General features: G+C 70.6%; 17 protein-coding genes. 13 read left to right on the plus strand and 4 right to left on the minus strand.

Features of this window, described 5'->3' with window-relative positions; translation table 11 throughout:
- Positions 1 to 304: 304 nt before the first annotated feature.
- Positions 305 to 1,390: a PA0069 family radical SAM protein gene (locus tag PVT71_RS13370; RefSeq protein WP_353472279.1), complete on the minus strand. Its 1,086-nt coding sequence runs from the start codon at positions 1,388 to 1,390 to the stop codon at positions 305 to 307.
- 138 nt (positions 1,391 to 1,528) lie between these two features.
- Here PVT71_RS13370 and PVT71_RS13375 point away from each other — a divergent pair, with 138 nt between their 5' ends.
- The 3 genes from PVT71_RS13375 (at position 1,529) to PVT71_RS13385 (ending at position 3,233) form a co-directional block, all read left to right on the plus strand.
- A complete protein-coding gene (locus PVT71_RS13375) occupies positions 1,529 to 2,239 on the plus strand; it encodes a B12-binding domain-containing protein (protein ID WP_353473884.1) in 711 nt (236 codons plus the stop codon).
- A gap of 144 nt (positions 2,240 to 2,383) precedes the next feature.
- Entirely contained in the window at positions 2,384 to 2,557 is a 174-nt protein-coding gene (locus tag PVT71_RS13380) for a hypothetical protein (protein ID WP_353472280.1), read from the plus strand.
- Complete coding sequence (locus PVT71_RS13385) at positions 2,541 to 3,233, plus strand: DUF1638 domain-containing protein (RefSeq protein ID WP_353472281.1); 693 nt, start codon at positions 2,541 to 2,543, stop codon at positions 3,231 to 3,233. The genes PVT71_RS13380 and PVT71_RS13385 overlap by 17 nt, the downstream gene beginning before the upstream one ends.
- A gap of 50 nt (positions 3,234 to 3,283) precedes the next feature.
- Here PVT71_RS13385 and PVT71_RS13390 read toward each other — a convergent pair whose 3' ends face one another.
- Positions 3,284 to 5,020, minus strand: coding sequence for a divergent polysaccharide deacetylase family protein (locus PVT71_RS13390; protein WP_353472282.1), 1,737 nt, complete (start codon positions 5,018 to 5,020; stop codon positions 3,284 to 3,286).
- A 176-nt stretch (positions 5,021 to 5,196) separates the two neighbouring features.
- Between PVT71_RS13390 and PVT71_RS13395 the strand changes: the two genes are divergently transcribed.
- From PVT71_RS13395 to lexA, 7 genes are all read left to right on the plus strand, one after another.
- Positions 5,197 to 5,778: an aminodeoxychorismate/anthranilate synthase component II gene (locus PVT71_RS13395; RefSeq protein ID WP_353472283.1), complete on the plus strand. Its 582-nt coding sequence runs from the start codon at positions 5,197 to 5,199 to the stop codon at positions 5,776 to 5,778.
- Complete coding sequence (gene trpD, locus PVT71_RS13400; protein WP_353472284.1) at positions 5,775 to 6,797, plus strand: anthranilate phosphoribosyltransferase; 1,023 nt, start codon at positions 5,775 to 5,777, stop codon at positions 6,795 to 6,797. Before PVT71_RS13395 ends, trpD begins: the two co-directional genes overlap by 4 nt.
- Positions 6,794 to 7,447 carry a uracil-DNA glycosylase gene (locus PVT71_RS13405; RefSeq protein WP_353472285.1) on the plus strand — a complete coding sequence of 218 codons (654 nt, stop codon included), beginning with the start codon at positions 6,794 to 6,796 and terminating at the stop codon, positions 7,445 to 7,447. Before trpD ends, PVT71_RS13405 begins: the two co-directional genes overlap by 4 nt.
- Positions 7,448 to 7,479: 32 nt before the next feature.
- Positions 7,480 to 8,283, plus strand: coding sequence for an indole-3-glycerol phosphate synthase TrpC (gene trpC / locus PVT71_RS13410; RefSeq protein ID WP_353472286.1), 804 nt, complete (start codon positions 7,480 to 7,482; stop codon positions 8,281 to 8,283).
- Complete coding sequence (moaC, locus tag PVT71_RS13415; RefSeq protein WP_353472287.1) at positions 8,280 to 8,756, plus strand: cyclic pyranopterin monophosphate synthase MoaC; 477 nt, start codon at positions 8,280 to 8,282, stop codon at positions 8,754 to 8,756. The genes trpC and moaC overlap by 4 nt, the downstream gene beginning before the upstream one ends.
- Positions 8,753 to 9,919, plus strand: a complete 1,167-nt coding sequence (locus PVT71_RS13420; protein ID WP_353472288.1) for a molybdopterin molybdotransferase MoeA — start codon at positions 8,753 to 8,755, stop codon at positions 9,917 to 9,919. The genes moaC and PVT71_RS13420 overlap by 4 nt, the downstream gene beginning before the upstream one ends.
- 172 nt (positions 9,920 to 10,091) lie before the next feature.
- Positions 10,092 to 10,790 (plus strand): transcriptional repressor LexA, encoded by a 699-nt coding sequence (gene lexA / locus PVT71_RS13425; protein WP_353472289.1) that lies wholly within the window; start codon positions 10,092 to 10,094, stop codon positions 10,788 to 10,790.
- Here the strand turns inward: lexA and PVT71_RS13430 are convergent.
- A complete protein-coding gene (locus tag PVT71_RS13430; RefSeq protein ID WP_353472290.1) occupies positions 10,784 to 12,865 on the minus strand; it encodes a ComEC/Rec2 family competence protein in 2,082 nt (693 codons plus the stop codon). The genes lexA and PVT71_RS13430 overlap by 7 nt on opposite strands.
- Positions 12,866 to 12,943: 78 nt before the next feature.
- Here PVT71_RS13430 and gltX point away from each other — a divergent pair, with 78 nt between their 5' ends.
- A complete protein-coding gene (gene gltX / locus PVT71_RS13435; protein ID WP_353472291.1) occupies positions 12,944 to 14,362 on the plus strand; it encodes a glutamate--tRNA ligase in 1,419 nt (472 codons plus the stop codon).
- 96 nt (positions 14,363 to 14,458) lie between these two features.
- Positions 14,459 to 15,754, plus strand: a complete 1,296-nt coding sequence (gltA, locus tag PVT71_RS13440; RefSeq protein WP_353472292.1) for a citrate synthase — start codon at positions 14,459 to 14,461, stop codon at positions 15,752 to 15,754.
- Positions 15,755 to 15,821: 67 nt separating this feature from the next.
- Here gltA and PVT71_RS13445 read toward each other — a convergent pair whose 3' ends face one another.
- Positions 15,822 to 16,961, minus strand: coding sequence for a citrate synthase (locus tag PVT71_RS13445; RefSeq protein ID WP_353472293.1), 1,140 nt, complete (start codon positions 16,959 to 16,961; stop codon positions 15,822 to 15,824).
- 76 nt (positions 16,962 to 17,037) lie between these two features.
- Here PVT71_RS13445 and PVT71_RS13450 point away from each other — a divergent pair, with 76 nt between their 5' ends.
- Positions 17,038 to 18,387 (plus strand): CoA transferase, encoded by a 1,350-nt coding sequence (locus PVT71_RS13450; protein ID WP_353472294.1) that lies wholly within the window; start codon positions 17,038 to 17,040, stop codon positions 18,385 to 18,387.

Below are 18,387 nucleotides of genomic sequence, written 5' to 3' on the forward strand. Positions count from 1 at the left end.
ACCACGGCGGCGGCAGGCTTCGGGCATGACCGAGCTGCCGCTTCCGATTCGACCCGAGGACTGGCTGGCCCATGTCTTCCTCAGCCGCGCCGCGGCAGAGCGCGGCGTGGTCCGCCGCAAGACCCGCGACATCGAGCGGATCGCCGGGCGCGCACGCTTTCTGGCAGAGCTTGAGCGGCGCGGCTTCCGGGCGGTCGAGAACGCCGGCAGACGATCATCTTCTGCAACCGCGATCCCGTGCGGATCATCAGGTAGGCAACTTCCTTCGAAGGAAGTTGCAAATCTCTTCGAAGAGATTTGCCCCTCAGAACAGCGACAGCTGGTCCCCGGCCCGCGGCGGCGCCCGGAAAAGATCGCACCGCAGCGGCGGCTGCTCGGCGTCCAGCCCCAGCCGCCGCACCGCCTTGTCGAAGCGCTGCGCGATGAGCTGGGCATAGGTGCCCTCGCCCCGCATCCGCCTGTGCCATTCGGCCGAGTAGTCCTGCCCGCCGTGCATCTCACGCAGCCGCGCCATGACCCGCCCAGCGCGGCCCGGGTAATGTTCCTCGAGCCAGGCGCGCCAGAGCGGCGCGACCTCGAGCGGCAGGCGCAGCATGATCCAGCTGGCCGAGCAGGCGCCCGCCTCCGCCCCCGCCTCGAGGATCTTCTCGAGCTCGGGGTCTGTGAGCGCGGGCACCATGGGCGAGGCCATGACACGCACCGGGATGCCCGCGGCGCTCAGCCGTCGGATCGTCTCGAGCCGCCGCGCCGGGGACGGCACGCGCGGCTCCATCCGCCGCGCGAGATCGGCGTCGAGCGTGGTGACCGAGATGCCCACGCGCGCCAGCCCCTCGGCCGCCATATCCGACAGGATGTCGATGTCGCGCTCGATGAGCGTGCCCTTGGTGACGATGGCGACCGGGTGGCGGAAGTCGCGCAGCACCTCGAGGCAGGCGCGCATGATGCCCCTGTCCCGCTCGATCGGCTGGTAGGGATCGGTGTTGGTGCCGATGGCCAGCGGCGCGGGCGCGTAGCGCTTCGCGCGCAACTCGCGCTCCAGCACGGCGGGCGCCTCGGGCCGGGCAATGAGCTTCGTCTCGAAATCGAGCCCGGGCGACAGGCCGAGATAGGCGTGGCTCGACCGGGCGAAACAGTAGATGCAGCCGTGCTCGCAGCCGCGATAGGGGTTGATCGTCCGGTCGAAGGGCAGATCGGGCGAGCGCACGTAGTTGATCAGGCTGCGCGGACGCTCCTCGCTGACCTCGGTGCGCAGGACTGGCAGCTCCTCGGGGATCTCCCAGCCGTCATGGGCATCCTCGTAGGCATAGCGCTCGAACCGCCCGCTGTCGCGGGAGGCGGCGCCGCGCCCCTTGCGGCGCTCTTTCTCGACGGATCGGGACGCTGCGCACATGCCTCAGGTATGGAACATATCAAGAACATCCGCAAGCCCCCTCCCGCCCGCGTCGCCTCCGGCCCCGGCCATGTCGCAATCGGCCATGTGGCGGGGCGGCACGAGGCGCAGGCTGAGGGCAGCGCAAGGGAGATCGCCATGGCCGAGGACACGCCCGAAGACGAGATCATCCTGTCCGAGCTTGATGACGCGGAGCTTGTCGAGCAGATGTTCGACGACCTCTACGACGGGATGCGCGAGGAGATCGAGGAAGGCGTGCGGATCCTGCTCGATCGCGGCTGGCCGCCTTACCGGGTGCTCACCGAGGCGCTGGTCGGTGGCATGAAGATCGTCGGCGAGGATTTCCGCGATGGCATCCTCTTCGTGCCCGAGGTGCTGCTGGCGGCGGGCGCGATGAAGGGCGGCATGGCCATCCTCAAGCCGCTGCTGGCCGAGACCGGCGCGCCGATGATCGGCAAGATGGTGATCGGCACGGTCAAGGGCGACATCCACGACATCGGCAAGAACCTCGTGTCGATGATGATGGAGGGCGCCGGCTTCGAGGTGATCGACCTCGGGATCAACAATTCCGTCGAGTCCTACCTCGCGGCGATGGAAGCGGAAAAGCCCGATATTCTCGGCATGTCGGCCCTGCTGACGACGACCATGCCCTACATGAAGGTGGTGATCGACACGCTGGTCGCGCGCGGCCTGCGCGACGATTACCTCGTGCTGGTCGGGGGGGCGCCGCTCAACGAGGAATTCGGCCGCGCCATCGGGGCGGATGCCTATTGCCGCGATGCCGCCGTGGCGGTGGAGACCGCCAAGACCCTGCTGGCGCGGCGCCACAATCGGCAGGCGGCGGGATGAGACGCTCTCCGCTCCGGGCCCCGCCCGACCGGGTCCGGCGGAAATTTGCGGGCCTTTCCCGGGGCGTTTCCGGAGACATGCGGATTTCTCTTTGCTTTCCCGACCTCTGGTCCCTATCTTCAAGGCAAGGGAAAGGAGAAGCCGATGCCAGTGACCACTCTTGTTGCTCTTCTGATCGCGGTTCTTGCCTCTGCTGGTTTCACCGTCTGGGCGTTCTTGGCCTGGGGGGCAAGCAAGGTCATCCCGCTGTTGCTCGGCCTTGCCTTGCTGATCCGCTGGGGCATGGCCTCGGTGCCGGCGGATGACACCCACGCCTGACACGGGCCCACCCCCTTCGATCCATCCCCCGACGGACGACGCGCTGACCGAGGCTTGCCAGCCCCCGGATGCCGCGCAAACCCCCTCCACCCGCATCCTGCTCATCGCCTGCGGCGCGCTTGCGCGCGAGGTGCTTGCCCTGCGCGCGCAGGAGGGGCTCACCCATCTCGACCTCGTCTGCCTGCCCGCCGGGCTGCACAACCACCCGGACCGCATTCCCGGCGCCGTGCGCGGGGCCGTCGCGCGGCATGGCGCGGGCTATAGCGCGATCAAGCTGCTCTACGCCGATTGCGGCACCGGCGGGCGGCTCGCCACGCTCTGCGACGCGCTCGGCATCGAGATGCTGCCCGGCCCGCATTGCTACGCCTTCTACGACGGGGTCGCGCGCTTCGCGGCGCGCGGCGAGATGACGAGCTTCTACCTCACCGATTTCCTCGTGCGCCAGTTCGACGCCTTCGTCTGGCGCCCGCTGGGGCTCGACCGGCACCCCGGGCTGCGGGATGCCTATTTCGGGAATTACCGAAAGCTCGTCCACCTCGCCCAGACCGACGATCCCGAGATCACCGCACTGGCCGCGCACTGTGCCGCCCGGCTTGGCCTCGGGTTCGAGCGGCGGGTCACCGGCTATGGCGAGCTTGGCACGGCCATGGCCGGCTGGGCGCGGGCCGGGGCCTGAGCCGGGGCCACGCTCCCCTAGGATATCTTACTTGGAAGACCGCGAGTGGATCAGTTCCCGCCCGCCTGGCGCAGCAGCAGGGCCGAGACCGGCACGAGCTCGACGCTGCTGGCGCGGTCCTGCAGCCCCCAGAGCAGCAGCGCCGAGACCGTGTCGGCGCGCAGGCGGCCCAGCATCACCACGTTCTCGTCCTGGCGCGCCCGGAAGGCCGCCTGGTCGAGGAAGCGGCGCATCACCCGTGGGTCCTGCCCGTTGCCGTCGAAATCGCGGAACACCGTCAGGCTCGGAACCCCGGCGCGGCGCGCCAGCGCCTCGGCGGTGTTGAGACCGTTCGGCATCATCACCAGCCCGTGGCCCGAGGCGGCGAGGAAGCCCGCGGCCTGCTCGGAGATGGCGCGGTTGTGCTGCAGCGCGAGATCCGCGCCCTCGAGCACGGCGATAGCCTCGGGCACGCTGGCGAGCGCCCCCTCGAGCGCCACCTCGGCATCGGCGGGCGTCGCGTTCTCGGGCAGCGCCGCCTCGGCGAGCACTTCGAAGCCGCGCGCACGATAGGCGGCGGCGGCACCGGCAGGATCGGGATGGCCCGGGGCGATGGCGAAGCTCACCGGGAAGGGGAAGGCCTCGACCGTCTCAGGGCCGAGCGGGCCGGCGCCGTCGTCGATCAGCAGGATCGACATGGCCGGCGCGCCGGGCGCGAGGTCGTAGCTGGCGGCGAAGCGCTGCAGCGGCGTCTCGCCGCGCGCGGCGGCGGGCGGCGGCGGCGCGGGTGCGGGAGAGATCGACGGCAGGCCGCTCTCGGGCGCGGTGCCGATGCGCGGCGCGGCGGCGGGGCTGTCGCCCTCGGGGGCCTCGTCCTGCTCCGGCGCGCGGTCGATCAGCGAGGTGGCGGGCGTGCCGATGGCGGGGCGCTCTGCCTCGGGCGCCGCCGCCGGGCGGTCGGGGACCAGCGCGGTGACACGGGGCGCCGGCGGCTCCTGCGGGGCGGGAACGGGTTGAGGCGTCTCCTCCGACATTTCGGGGTCTTCCGAAACGGGCGCTTCGGTACCGGCTTCCGCGGCTTCGGGTCCCGGTTGGGGGTCCGGCTCGCTGGCGAGGCCGCTGTCCTCGGCCGGTTGCGGCGGCTGCGCGGGATCGGTGGAAAGCGCGGGTCGCGCCTCGACCAGCGGCGCCTCGGGCGGCAGGGCCGGCAGCCCGGGCTGCACCGGCGCATCGCCGCCCACCGCGAAACGGGCCGCCTCGGAGGTGCCGGGCGCATCGGGCGCGAGCGGCGCGGGGATCGCCTCGGGCCGGCGCGAGGGCTGGGTGTCGGGCGCGCTGCCCTCGGCGAGCGGCGGTGCCGAAAGCGCCGGGCCCGCGGCGGCAGTGTCGACGCCCTGCTCTTCGCTCGGACGGCGGGCGGGCGGCGGCGGCGGCGTTTCGGGAGTTCCCGAAACGGCGGCGGTCTCGGAGGCCTCGGGGGTCTCCTCCGGCGCGGCTTCGGTGGCGGTCGTTTCGGGCGGGGTCGTTTCGGAAGGCGTTGCTTCGGAGGGAGTTGCCTCTGGTGTCTCGCCCGGGGGCACCGCCGGCACCGCCGCCTCGCCGGATCCCTCAGGCGGGACGGCGCCGGGCACGGGGGTCGCGCGTTCGCTCAGGCTGTTCACCGCCTCGGCCACCGGGTCGGTGGCGATCCGCGGCTCGGGCGCTGCGGGAAGGTTCGCGGGCGGCCCCATGGCCACCGAAAGCGCCCCCGCACCGATCCCCGAGACCACGAGCCCCCAGATCGCCCCTGCCAAGAAACCGCGTGCCATGTCCCTGCCCGTCCTTCCGTTGTCCCCCGGGTCCCGTTGCCGGACCCTTTGTCGCCGTGGTACGGCGCATGTGCCGGTCCCGTTCAGATGTTCGGGACATGGCCTTGACGCTGCACCACCTGCGGGCGCATGTATACCCCCACCGCGGCTCCGCCCGCCAGCCTGAAGAGTCTACCATGCTGCTTCTCATCGACAATTACGACAGTTTCACCTGGAACCTCGTGCATTACGTGGGCGAGCTCGGCGTGGAGACCAAGGTCGTCCGAAACGACCAGATCGACGTGCAGGAGGCGATGGCGCTGAAACCCGCCGGCATCCTGCTCTCGCCCGGGCCCTGCACGCCGACCGAGGCGGGCATCTGCCTTGCGCTGACCGCCGCCGCCGCCGAGACCCGCACGCCGCTCTTCGGCGTCTGCCTCGGCCACCAGACCATCGGCCAGGCCTTTGGCGGCACGGTGAAACGCCATGACGAGATCGTGCATGGCAAGATCGGGCTCATGCACCACGACGACACCGGCGTCTTTGCCGGGCTGCCCTCGCCCTTCGAGGCGACGCGCTACCACAGCCTTGTCGTGGCGCGCGACGACCTGCCCGAGGAGTTGATCGCCAACGCCTGGCTCGAGGACGGCACGATCATGGGTCTGCGCCACCGCGAGCTGCCCATCCACGGCGTGCAGTTCCACCCCGAGAGCATCGCTTCGCAGCACGGCCATGCGCTCATCGAGAATTTCCTGAAGACCATGAAAGTCCCTGCATGAGCGATCGACTGAAGCCGCTGATCGGCGCCGCCTGTACCCGTCCGCTGAGCCGGGAGGAGGCCGAGACGGCCTTCGAGATCCTCTTTGCCGGCGAGGCCACGCCCGCCCAGATCGGCGGGTTCCTGATGAGCCTGCGCACCCGCGGCGAGACGGTCGAGGAATACGCCGCCGCCGCCGCGGTGATGCGCGCCCGGTGCAACAAGGTGATCGCCCCGGCGGGCGCAATCGACATCGTCGGCACCGGCGGCGACGGCAAGGGCACGCTGAACATCTCGACCGCCACCGCCTTCGTCGTCGCGGGCGCGGGGGTCACCGTGGCCAAGCACGGCAACCGGAACCTCTCGTCCAAGTCGGGCTCGGCGGACGCGCTCGGACAGCTCGGCATCAACGTGATGCTGCCCGCCTCGGCGATCGCCCCCATCCTCAATTCGGTCGGCATCTGCTTCATGATGGCGACCATGCACCACCCCGCGATGAAACACGTCGGCCCGCCGCGCATGGAGCTCGGCACGCGCACGATCTTCAACATCCTCGGGCCGATGACCAACCCCGCGGGCGTCAAGCGCCAGCTGACCGGCGCCTTCTCGCGCGATCTCATCCGGCCGATGGCCGAGACTCTGGGCCAGCTCGGCTCGGAACGCGCCTGGCTGGTGCACGGCTCGGACGGCACCGACGAGCTGGCGATCTCCGGCGTGAGCTGGGTCGCGGCGCTGGAAGAGGACGGCTCCATCCGCGAGGTCGAGCTGCACCCCGAGGATGCGGGTCTTCCCGAACACCCGTTCGAAGAGATCATCGGCGGTGATCCGGCCGAGAACGCCGCCGCCATGCGCGCGCTTCTGGACGGCGCCAAGACCGCCTACCGCGACGCGGTGCTGCTGAACTCGGCCGCCGCGCTGGTTGTGGCGGGCAAGGCGGGCGATCTCCGCGAAGGCGTCGCCATGGCGCGCGAGAGCATCGACAGCGGCGCGGCCAAGGCCAAGGTCGAGGCGCTCGCCAAGGCCACGCAAGCCGCCGCATGAGCCTGCCTGCCAGCTGGGGCCACCTGCCCTTCTTCGCCGAGGATTTCCCGCGCATCGCCGCCACGCTGGCCGCCGAGACGCGGGACATCCTGCCGCCCGAACCGCAGCGCTTCGCCGCACTCGACGCCTGCGCGCCGGAGAAGGTGCGGGTGGTGATCCTCGGGCAGGATCCCTACCCGACGCCCGGCCACGCCCACGGGCTTGCCTTTTCGGTAGAACCCGAAGTGCGCCCGCTGCCGCGCTCGCTGACCAACATCTACAAGGAACTGCAGGAGGAATTCGGCGCCGTGCCGCCGGATGGCGACCTGCGCTTCTGGGCAAGGCAAGGCGTGCTGCTGCTCAACACCGCGCTCTCGGTGCCCGCCGGCAACGCCGGGGCGCATGCCAAGCTCGGCTGGTCGAAGCTGACCGCGCAGGTGCTCGAGGCGCTTTCGGACCAGCCCCGCGCCTTCATCCTCTGGGGCGGCCATGCGCAGAAATTCGCGCCGCATATCCACGGCGACGGGCACCTGATCCTCGCCTCGGCGCATCCGTCGCCGCTCTCGGCCCGGCGCGGCTTTTTCGGCTCGCGCCCCTTTTCCCGCGTCAACGACTGGCTTAAAGCCAGAGGGGAGACGCCGATCAACTGGACCACGCCCGGCGCGGCCTGACGGACCGGCGCGAGAACGATACGGAGCCCGCCATGACCCAGACGATCCTCGACAAGATCAAGGCCTACAAGCTCGAAGAGGTCGCCGCCGACAAGGCCGCCAAGCCGATGAGCGAGGTCGAGGCCGAGGCCCGCGCCGCAGGCCCCGTGCGCCCCTTCGCGCAGGCGCTCTTCGATGCGGCAAAGACCGGGTACGGCCTCATCTCCGAGGTGAAGAAGGCCTCGCCCTCGAAGGGGCTGATCCGCGCCGACTTCGACCCCGCGACGCTGGCGCAGGCCTACGAGCGCGGCGGCGCGACCTGCCTCTCGGTGCTGACCGACACGCCCTCCTTCCAGGGCGCGAAATCCTTCCTCACCGAGGCACGCGCGGCCACCAACATGCCCGCGCTGCGCAAGGATTTCATGTACGACCCCTACCAGGTCGCCGAGGCCCGCGCGCTTGGAGCCGACTGCATCCTGATCATCATCGCCTCGGTCTCCGATGCTCTGGCCGCCGAGCTCGAGGACGCCGCCTTCCACTGGGGCATGGACGCGCTGATCGAGGTGCATGACGCAGAGGAACTGGAGCGCGCGCTCGAACTGAAATCGCCGCTGATCGGGGTCAACAACCGCAACCTCAAGACCTTCGAGACCTCGCTCGACACCACCCGCGTGCTGTCGCAGGGCGTGCCCGAGGGCCGCTTCCTGATCTCCGAGTCCGGGCTCAACACCCCCGCCGACCTTGCGGGTATGGCGCAGTTCGGCGCCCGCGCCTTCCTCATCGGCGAGAGCCTGATGCGGCAGGAGAATGTTGAACAAGCGACCCGCACCCTTCTCGCCGACCCGGTGCCCGCATGAGCGGCCTCACCCATTTCGACGCCAAGGGTGACGCCCATATGGTCGACGTTTCGGATAAACCCGTAACGTCGCGCATCGCCACCGCCGGGGCGTGGATCCGCATGGAGCGGGCGACCTTTGACCTCGTCACCGAGGGCAAGGCCAAGAAGGGCGACGTCATCGGTGTCGCGCGCCTCGCGGGGATCATGGGGGCCAAGAAGACCTCCGAGCTGATCCCGCTCTGCCACCCGCTGCCGATCACCAAGGTCACCGTCGAGATCACCCCCGACGCCGAGCTGCCGGGTCTTCAGATCGAGGCCACGGTCAAGACCACCGGCCAGACCGGCGTCGAGATGGAGGCGCTGACCGCCGCCTCGACCGCCGCGCTCACCGTCTATGACATGGTCAAGGCCGTGGACCGCGCGATGGAGATCGGCGGTCTGCGCGTGCTGCTGAAGGATGGCGGCAAGTCCGGGCGCTACGAGGCGAAATGATCCCCGTCTCCGAAGCGCTCGACCATCTCTTCGCCCTCGCCGGACCGCTCGAGGTCGAGGAAGTGCCGCTGCGCGAAGCCGGGGGCCGCGTGCTCGCCCGCCCGGTCGCGGCGCGGCGCGACCAGCCGCCCTTCGCCGCCTCGGCCATGGACGGCTACGGCGTGGCGACCGCCGCGCCCGGCCTCTCCTTCACGGTGATCGGCGAGGCAGCCGCGGGGCGCGCCTTCTCCGGCAGCGTCGGCCTCGGCCAAGCGGTCCGCATCTTCACCGGCGCCCCGGTGCCGGATGGCGTGAAAACCGTTGTCATTCAGGAAGATGTCACGCGCGACGGCGACGTGATCACCATCACCGACCGGCTGGGCACCGGGGACAACATCCGCCCCCACGGCAATGACTTCCGCGCCGGGATGACCATCGAGGCGCCGCGTCTGCTCGGCCCGCAGGAGATCGCGCTGCTGGCGGCGATGAACATCGCCCGCGTGCCGGTCACTCGCCGCCCGAAGGTCGCGCTGATCTCGACCGGGGACGAGCTGGTGATGCCCGGCGAGGAGCCCGGGCCCGACCAGATCATCGCCTCGAACACCTTCGGCCTTCACGTGCTGCTGCAGCAACTCGGCGCCGAGCCGCGCCTGCTGCCCATCGCCCGCGACAACGAAGCCTCGCTGCGCACGATCTTCTCGATGGTCGGCGACGCCGATCTCGTGGTGACCATCGGCGGCGCCTCGGTCGGCGATCATGACCTCGTGGCGCGCGTCGCCGAGGGCATGGGCCTCGAGCGCGCCTTCCACAAGGTCGCCATGCGCCCGGGCAAGCCCTTGATGTCAGGCCGTTTCGGCGAGGCGATGATGGTCGGCCTGCCGGGCAACCCGGTCTCGGCCATGGTCTGCGGCCATGTCTTCCTCGCCCCGGTGATCCGCGCCATGCTGGGGCTCGGCGCCGCCCCCGCGCCGCGCGAGACGCTGCACCTCGCGGCCCCCGTGGGCGAGAATGGCCCGCGCGAGCATTACATGCGCGCGGAGCTCACGCCCGAGGGCGTGCGAGTGTTCGAGCGCCAGGACAGCGCCCTGCTGAGCGTGCTCGGCGCGGCCGACCTGCTGGCCGTGCGCCCGCCGCGCGATCCCGCCCGCGCCGCCGGGGACGCGATCGAGGTCATCCGCCTCTGAGCCATTTCGGGTTCATCCGAAATGCAAGGTTTGCCGCCGAAAACCCTTGTGTCGCCGCAAGAATTACCAGCGCGTTAACCTTGCATTAAGGTTTTCGGGGATTGACACAAAACGGGAACATGGCTAGAACAAAGTCGAACATCTCATCAGTCAAAGACCCGGGAAAAGGCGCATGCTGACCAAGAAACAGCTCGATCTGCTGGACTTCATCAACAAGCGCATGGCGCGCGATGGCGTCCCGCCCAGCTTTGACGAGATGAAGGATGCGCTCGACCTGCGCTCCAAGTCCGGCATCCACCGGCTGATCACCGCGCTGGAAGAGCGCGGCTTCATCCGCCGCCTTGCCCACCGCGCCCGCGCCATCGAGATCGTGAAGCTTCCCGACAGCCTCGCGGGCCGGCCCACCGGCTTCGTGCCGCAGGTGATCCAGGGCGCGCGCGGCGCCGCACCGAAGGCCCCGGCGAACGACGCGCTCGAGGCGGTCGGCGCGATGGAACTGCCGCTGATGGGCCGGATCGCCGCCGGTGTGCCGATCGAATCCATCTCGGACATCCCGCCCAACGTCGCGGTGCCCTCCTCCATGCTCTCGAATAGCGGCCGCCACTACGCGCTCGAGGTGAAAGGCGACTCGATGATCGAGGCAGGGATCAACGACGGTGACGTGGTGATCATTCGCGAGACGAGCTCGGCCGAGAACGGCCAGATCGTCGTCGCCCAGGTCGAAGGCTACGAGTCGACCCTCAAGCGTTTCCGGCGCAAGGGCAGCAGCATCGTGCTCGAGGCGGCGAACCCGGCCTATGAGCCGCGCGTCCTGCCCGCCGGGTCGGTGTCGGTGCAGGGCCGCCTCGTCGGGCTCATCCGCTCCTACTGATCGGCGGCCTGATCGGCGGCGGCGCCGTCCCACAGGCGCGGCGTCGCGCTCCGGACGGTCTTCATGCGCAGACCCTCGGGCGTCGGCCAGAAAGCTACGGCACCGGTGCGGGCAAGCCGCTCCGGGTCGAATATCTCGCAGCCCTTGTCGGGCGGCATGGGGGCGTTCGACACAAGGATCGCGGCGCCATCGCAGCCGCTGACGCCCGCCGCGGCGCGGCTGCCCGAGACGTGCAGCACCTCATCCGTCCCGACGACTGCGCGCCGGACACGGCCTTCGGGACCCGGCCAGAGCGCGGCGGCGCGCGCCTGGTCCCCGGCCTGACCATCATTCTCCAGCCAGAGCCCGGCCACGAAACCCTCTCCCGCGGGTTGCGACAGCGCGCGCCCCTTTGCGGTCATCACCCCGACGAGGGCGCCGCTCTCGGAAATCAGCAGCGCCGGCCGCTCGGCCTGCACCCAGAGCCCAATGCCAAGGAAGAGCGGCGCCGCCCCGGCCCAGCGGCCGCTGCCCTGCCAAAGCAGCAGGACAAGCCCGCCGAGCGTGACGAGGGGCAGAACCGCCGGTCCCGGCGCCACGACCTGGCCGACCGCGCCCTCCCAGCCCGCGATCTCCTGCGCCACGCCCAGGATCCAGCGCAGCCCGAGCGCCATGCCCTGCAGCGCCGGCCCGTCCAGGCCCAGCGGCAGGAGCAGCGCCGCGAGCACCGCCATCGGCACCGCGACGAGCCCCATCGCCGGGACTGCGAGCAGGTTCGCCAACAGCCCGTAATGCGACACGAGGTTGAAATGGGCCATCGAGAAGGGCGCCGTGGCGAGCGAGGCGACGGAGGACGAGACGAGCAGCGCCAGTCCCGGCCGCGCCCAGCCCGGCAGCGCCCGCGCGCCCCAAGCGGTGCCGAACACGCTGACCAGCGCCGTGGTCGCGGCGAAGGACATCTGGAAGCCGGGGCCGAGCAGCGCCTCGGGCCTGAGGCCGAGCACCAGCAGCGCCGCGAGCGCCACGGCCCTGAGCGACAGCGCCCGCAGGTCCGCGAGGACCGCGCCCAGCATGACCGCGACCATGATGAAGGCGCGCTGTGTCGCGACATTGCCCCCAGAAAGCGCGAGGTAGCCCGCCGCCGCCGCGAGAGCGGCAAGCGCGGCGATCTTCTTGCCCGGCCAGCGGTGGCGGCTCCGCGGAGGCAGCAGGAGCAGCAGCCGCACCGCCCCGAAGACGAAGCCGGTGAGCAGCCCCATGTGCAGCCCGGAGATGGCCAGCAGATGCGCGAGGTTGGTGCGGCGCAGCGCCTCGACCGTCATCTGACCCATGCCGCTGCGGTCGCCGGTCATCAGCGCCGCGGCGAAGGCACCCACCTCTCCCGGCAGGCGCTGCTGGACGTGGAGCGAGAGCGCGAGCCGCGCGCGCGGCAGCCATTGCCCGCCGCCGGCCTCCGCGCTCAGCAGCACGGGGGTGCGGCTGTAGCCCACCGCGCCGATCCGCTCGAACCAGGCGTGGCGACGGAAGTCGAAACCGCCGGGCTCGACCGGCCCGCCGGGCGGCGCGAGATGGCCGGTGAGCATCACCCTCTGGCCAAGCTCCGGCACCAGCGCCCGCGCCTGCAGCGCGCCATCGCCATGCAGCGCAACGCGGATCCGCTCGGGCGTTCGCTCCGGCGCAACGCGCTGCAGCGCAACCCGGTCGAGCGTCAGGCGCGGCGCGTCCGAGCCCGAGCGGTCGATCGCGACGACCCGCCCCTCGATCGCGCCGTAGTAGCGGAACGCCAGCTGCGGCGCGGCGACGAGATGCGCGCGGCCACCGGCCAGAGCCAGCCCGGCCAGCAGCAGCGCCGCGCCGATGCAGGGGGGCGCCCAGTCCTCCGGCAGCCATGGGCCTAGCGCCAGCAGCGCCGCGCCGAGGAGCCCGCAGCCCAGCAAGACGAGCGGCCCCGGCTCCAGCGGCAGGGCGAAATAGCCGCCGATCCCGGCGCCGAGGCAGACCGGCACCCAGGCGAAGAGATGCCCGCGCTGGCCGCGCAGCGCCGCGCCCGCCCGCAGCGGCCCGCGTGTCAGCAGCAAGGTCAGCAGCCGGCCCATGCTTGCCCCCGCCCCCAGTGCTGTTTAAGGAACCTGCAAAACCCTAGGCCCACCACGGTTACCGCGAGGTTAATTCCCATGACGAGCGCTCAGGCAGTCGTTACCCGTTTCGCCCCTTCCCCCACCGGCTACCTCCACATCGGCGGCGCCCGCACCGCGCTCTTCAACTGGCTCTACGCCCGCGGCCGCGGCGGCAAGTTCCTGCTGCGCATCGAGGACACGGACCGTGCCCGCTCGACCCCCGAGGCGACCGCGGCGATCCTCAAGGGCCTCGACTGGCTCGGGCTCGACCATGACGGCGAGGTGATCAGCCAGTTCGACCGCGCGCCCCGTCACGCCGAGGTGGCGCACGAGCTCCTCGCGAAGGGCGCGGCCTACAAGTGCTTTGCCAGCCAAGAGGAAATCGAGGCATTTCGGGAAAAGGCGAAGGAAGAGGGCCGCTCGACCCTGTTCCGCAGCCCCTGGCGTGACGCCGATCCGGCGACCCACCCCGACGCGCCCTTCGTGATCCGCCTGCGCACCCCCGAAGAGGGCGAGACGGTGATCGAGGATCAGGTGCAGGGCACGGTGCGCATCCGCAACGACCAGCTCGACGACATGGTGCTGCTGCGCTCGGACGGCACGCCGGTCTACATGCTGGCCGTGGTCGTGGACGACTACGACATGGGCGTGACCCACGTGATCCGCGGCGACGACCACCTCAACAACGCGGCGCGGCAGATGGGCATCTACACCGCCATGGGCTGGCCGCTGCCGGTCTACGCGCATATCCCGCTGATCCACGGACCGGACGGCAAGAAGCTCAGCAAGCGCCACGGCGCGCTCGGCGTGGACGAGTACCAGAAGCTCGGCTACCCTGCCGCGGGCATGCGCAACTATCTTGCGCGACTGGGCTGGAGTCATGGCGATGACGAATTCTTTACCGATGCTCAGGCAAAGGAATGGTTCGATCTGACGGGAATCGGGAAATCGCCGGCGCGTCTCGATTTCAAGAAACTGGAAAATATCTGCGGCCAGCACATCGCTGTCGGGGACGATGCCGCGCTGCTGCATGAAATCGAGGCATATCTCGAGGCCAGCGGCTTGCCTGCCCTGACGGAAGCGCAACGGTCCGGGATGGAAAGGGGCATGTACTGCCTGAAAGATCGCTCGAAAACCTTCCCGGAACTGCTTGAAAAGGCACATTTCATCCTGACGGATACGCCCATTGTCCCGGATGAGAAGGCGGCCGGAAACCTCGATGCTGTATCCCGTGGTATACTGGCCTCGTTGACGCCGCAGTTGCAAAGTGCTAGCTGGGCGCGTGAAGAGCTCGAGGGGGTAACGGCGCGTTTCGCCGAGGAGCATGACACGAAATTCGGCAAGCTTGCCGGGCCGCTGCGCGCGGCTCTCGCGGGCCGGTCCGTGACCCCGAGCGTGTTCGACATGATGCTGGTTCTCGGCCGCGAGGAGACGCTTCTCCGGCTCGAACAGGCAGCGGCTTCCGAGGCGGCGTGACGGGCCTTTCCGACCCCGCCCCGGGCCATGTGTGACAGATACCGACCGGGCGCGCCCGACGCGCCTGGCCTTTTCCAGATGAAGGGACAAGCAAGCATGGCTGACACAGCGAAAAGCGCGAAACTGACCATCGGCGAGCAAACCTACGACCTGCCGATCTATTCGCCCACCGTGGGCCCCGACGTGCTCGACATCCGCAAGCTCTACGGCCAGGCCGGGGTGTTCACCTACGATCCGGGCTTCACCTCGACCGCCAGCTGCGACAGCACCATCACCTTCATCGACGGCGACGAGGGTATCCTGCTGCACCGCGGCTACCCGATCGACCAGCTCGCGTCGAAGTCGCACTACCTCGAAGTCTGCTACCTGCTGATGTACGGCGAGCTGCCGACCGCGGCCGAGCTCGAGGACTTCGAGAACACGATCACCCGTCACACGATGATCCATGAGCAGATGCACAACTTCTTCCGCGGCTTCCGCCGCGATGCGCATCCCATGGCAACCATGGTGGGCGTGGTCGGCGCCATGTCGGCCTTCTACCACGACAGCACCGACATCTCGGACCCGCGCCAGCGCGAGATCGCCTCGCACCGCCTGATCGCCAAGATGCCGACCATCGCGGCCATGGCCTACAAGTACTCGATCGGCCAGCCCTTCGTGTACCCGCGCAACGATCTCGACTACGCGGCGAACTTCCTGCACATGTGCTTCTCGGTCCCGGCCGAGAAATACGAGGTGAACCCGATCCTCGCCCGCGCGATGGACCGGATCTTCACCCTGCACGCCGACCACGAGCAGAACGCCTCGACCTCGACCGTGCGCCTCGCCTCCTCCTCGGGCGCGAACCCGTTCGCCTGCATCGCGGCCGGCATCGCCTGCCTCTGGGGCCCGGCCCACGGCGGCGCCAACCAGGCCTGCCTCGAGATGCTGAAGGAGATCGGCTCGGTCGACCGCATCCCCGAATTCATTGCCCGCGCCAAGGACAAGAACGATCCGTTCCGCCTGATGGGCTTCGGTCACCGCGTCTACAAGAACCGCGACCCGCGCGCGACGGTGATGAAGCAGTCCGCGGACGAGGTGCTCGACCTGCTCGGCGTCGAGAACAACCCGATCCTGCAGGTGGCGAAGGAACTCGAGAAGCAGGCGCTGGAGGATCCGTACTTCATCGACAAGAAGCTCTTCCCGAACGTCGACTTCTACTCGGGGATCATCCTCGAGGCGATGGGCTTCCCGACCTCGATGTTCACCCCGATCTTCGCGCTGTCGCGCACCGTGGGCTGGGTCTCGCAGTGGAAAGAGCAGCTTGCCGATCCGCAGCACAAGATCGGCCGTCCGCGCCAGCTCTACCTCGGCTCGACCCTGCGCGACTACACCGACATCGAAAGCCGCTGATCCGGTTTTCTGCCAGACGAAAGGCCCCGCTCGCGCGGGGCCTTTTCTCGTTTCGGCGGGATGGGTGTCAGCCCGGGACCCGGTAGCGCGCGCGGGGGCGGATCAGCTCGGCGCTCCGCGCCTGTTCGGCCGCATGGGCGATCCAGCCCGCGAGCCGCCCGGCGGCGAAGATGGTGAAGGGCGCCTCCTCCGGCAGTCCGCGCGCCAGCGCGAGGGCCGCGAGCCCGGTGTCGACGTTCGGCGCCAGCCCCAGCCGCTCCGAGAGGCACAGCGCCGCGCGGCGGGCCGGCGCTTCGGGGTCGATGCGCCCGAGCAGCAGCCGGGCGCGCGGGTCCCCCTCCGGGTAGAGCGGATGGCCATAGCCGAAGCCGTAGGGCGCTGTGCCCGCCTGTGCCGACAGGAACGCCTCTGCGCGCCCCGCCATCGCGGCGACGAGCGCCTGCCGCGCAAGCACCGAGGCGCCGCCATGGCGCGGTCCGCTGAGCGTCGAGAGACCGCAGAGCAGCGCCGCGGGCAGGCTCGCGCCGGTCGAGGCGGCGATGCGCACGGCGAAGGTCGAGGGGTTGAGCTCGTGGTCGCCCAGCAGCACCAGCGCCCGGCGCAGGTCTTCCGCCCCCTGCGCGTCCTGTCCCCAGGCCCGCGCGAGGCGCAGGTGGATCAGCCCGCCGCCGGCCTGCCCGAGCAGCGCGTTGGTCACGCCCGAGATCAGCCTGCCGGCCTCCTCCGCGATCTTTCCCGCGTTCATCCCGGTCAGCGGAGGGGCCGCCTCGACCGCGCCGGCCAAGTGGCTCAGTGCGCGCCCCAGCGGCGTGGCAGGGCCCTGCGGCGCGCCCGCCTCCGGGCAGGTCACGCTGCTGACCGCGCAGAGATGCGCCGCCATCTCCTCGAGCGTCATCGCCCCGGCGCAGTGCTCGACCGAACGGCCGCGCAGCCAGAGCATGCCGTCCCGCACCTCCGAGATTTCCGTCTCCAGCACCGGATCGCCCCAGCGGATCGCCTGCTCGGCCACCTCGGCCCGCGCGCGCGGGCGGCGGTTCTGCCGCAGCAGCGCCTCGACATCGGCGCGGGCGTAGAGGCTGCGCCGCGCGTCCCCGGCATCCGCCTCGGCGCGCACCTGCCCGCGGCTGACATAGGCACAGAGCGTCTGGGGCTTCACCCCGAGCACCGCGCAGGCCGTTCCGGCGTCGATCCAGTCCGATGAATTCATATTGATTATATTGATCAAGATTTACAGGTGGTCAATCCGGGCGCCAGATACCGGCCAGACACGCATGGAGGCCGCGATGACACCCAGTTTCGACCAGCAGATCGCCGAGGCGATTGGACGTGACCCGGCCCCCGGCCCCGAGGTGCGCGAACGCGCGCAGGCGGAGCTGCCGTCCTGCTTCCACGTCTCCGCCTTGGCCACGGCGTCGATCAAGGCGGCGGCGGGCGAGCTTGCGGCGCTGCTCGGCGCGCCGGAGGCGGCGGTCGACCGGCGCCTCGCCTCGCTCTGGTTCGACAGGACACTGCGCCCCGAAGGCTGGGATCTGCCCTCGGCATGGGACCCGATCGCCGGGGACTATGCGGCCTCGGACGGCTGGATCCGCCTGCACACCAACGCGCCGCATCACCGCGCCGCGGCGCTCTCGGTGCTCGGCTGCGCGGCCGAAAAGGCGCAGGTCGCCGAGGCCGTGGCAGCATGGGCGAAATCCGAGCTCGAGGCGGCGGTGGTCGCGGCCGGGGGCGCCGCCGCGGCGATGCATTCGCTCGCGAATTGGGCCGGGCATCCGCAGGGCATGGCGGTGGCTGCCGAGCCGCTGATCGACTGGCGCGAGAGCGGCGAGGGCACCGGCACCGCCCGGCTACAGGGCCTGCGCGTGCTCGACCTGACGCGGGTGCTCGCGGGGCCGGTGGCGACGCGCTTCCTTGCCGGGTTCGGCGCCGAGGTGCTGCGCATCGACCCGCCGTGGTGGAGCGAGCCGGGTGTCGAGCCCGAGGTCACGCTGGGCAAGCGCCGGGCGGGGCTGGACCTGACGCACGCCGCCGACCGGCAGACCTTCGAGGACCTGCTCAGAGAGGCCGACGCGCTGGTGCACGGCTACCGTCCCGGCGCGCTCGACGCGCTCGGTTACGGCGCGGAGGCGCGGCGCCTGCTCGCACCCGGGCTCATCGACGTGAGCCTCTGCGCCTATGGCTGGAGCGGGCCATGGGCTGGGCGGCGCGGCTTCGACAGCCTCGTGCAGATGAGCTGCGGCATCGCGGACGAGGGGATGCGGCGCAGCGGGGCCGTCCGCCCCGTGCCGCTGCCGGTGCAGGCGCTCGATCACGCCACGGGCTACCTGATGGCCGCCGCCGTGCTGCGCGCGCTGCGGCTGCGGCTGGCGGAGGGGCGTGTACTGTCGGCGCGGCTGTCGCTGGCGCGCACCGGCGCGCTGCTGGTCTCGGCCGGGGCAAGGGCCTTCACCGGCGCGCGCATCGAGGCGACGCCCGGCGACCTTGCCCCCGGGCACGAGCAGACCGGATGGGGCCCGGCGCGGCGGCTCGACTTCCCGGTGACGCTGGACGGCACGCCGCCGCGCTGGGATATCCCGGCCGGGCCGCTGCGGGTCGACGCGCCGCGCTGGCAGGTCGCGACCCCGGCCGCCGGCTGA

Source organism: Salipiger sp. H15, assembly GCF_040409955.1.
Taxonomy (GTDB): Bacteria; Pseudomonadota; Alphaproteobacteria; order Rhodobacterales; family Rhodobacteraceae; genus Salipiger.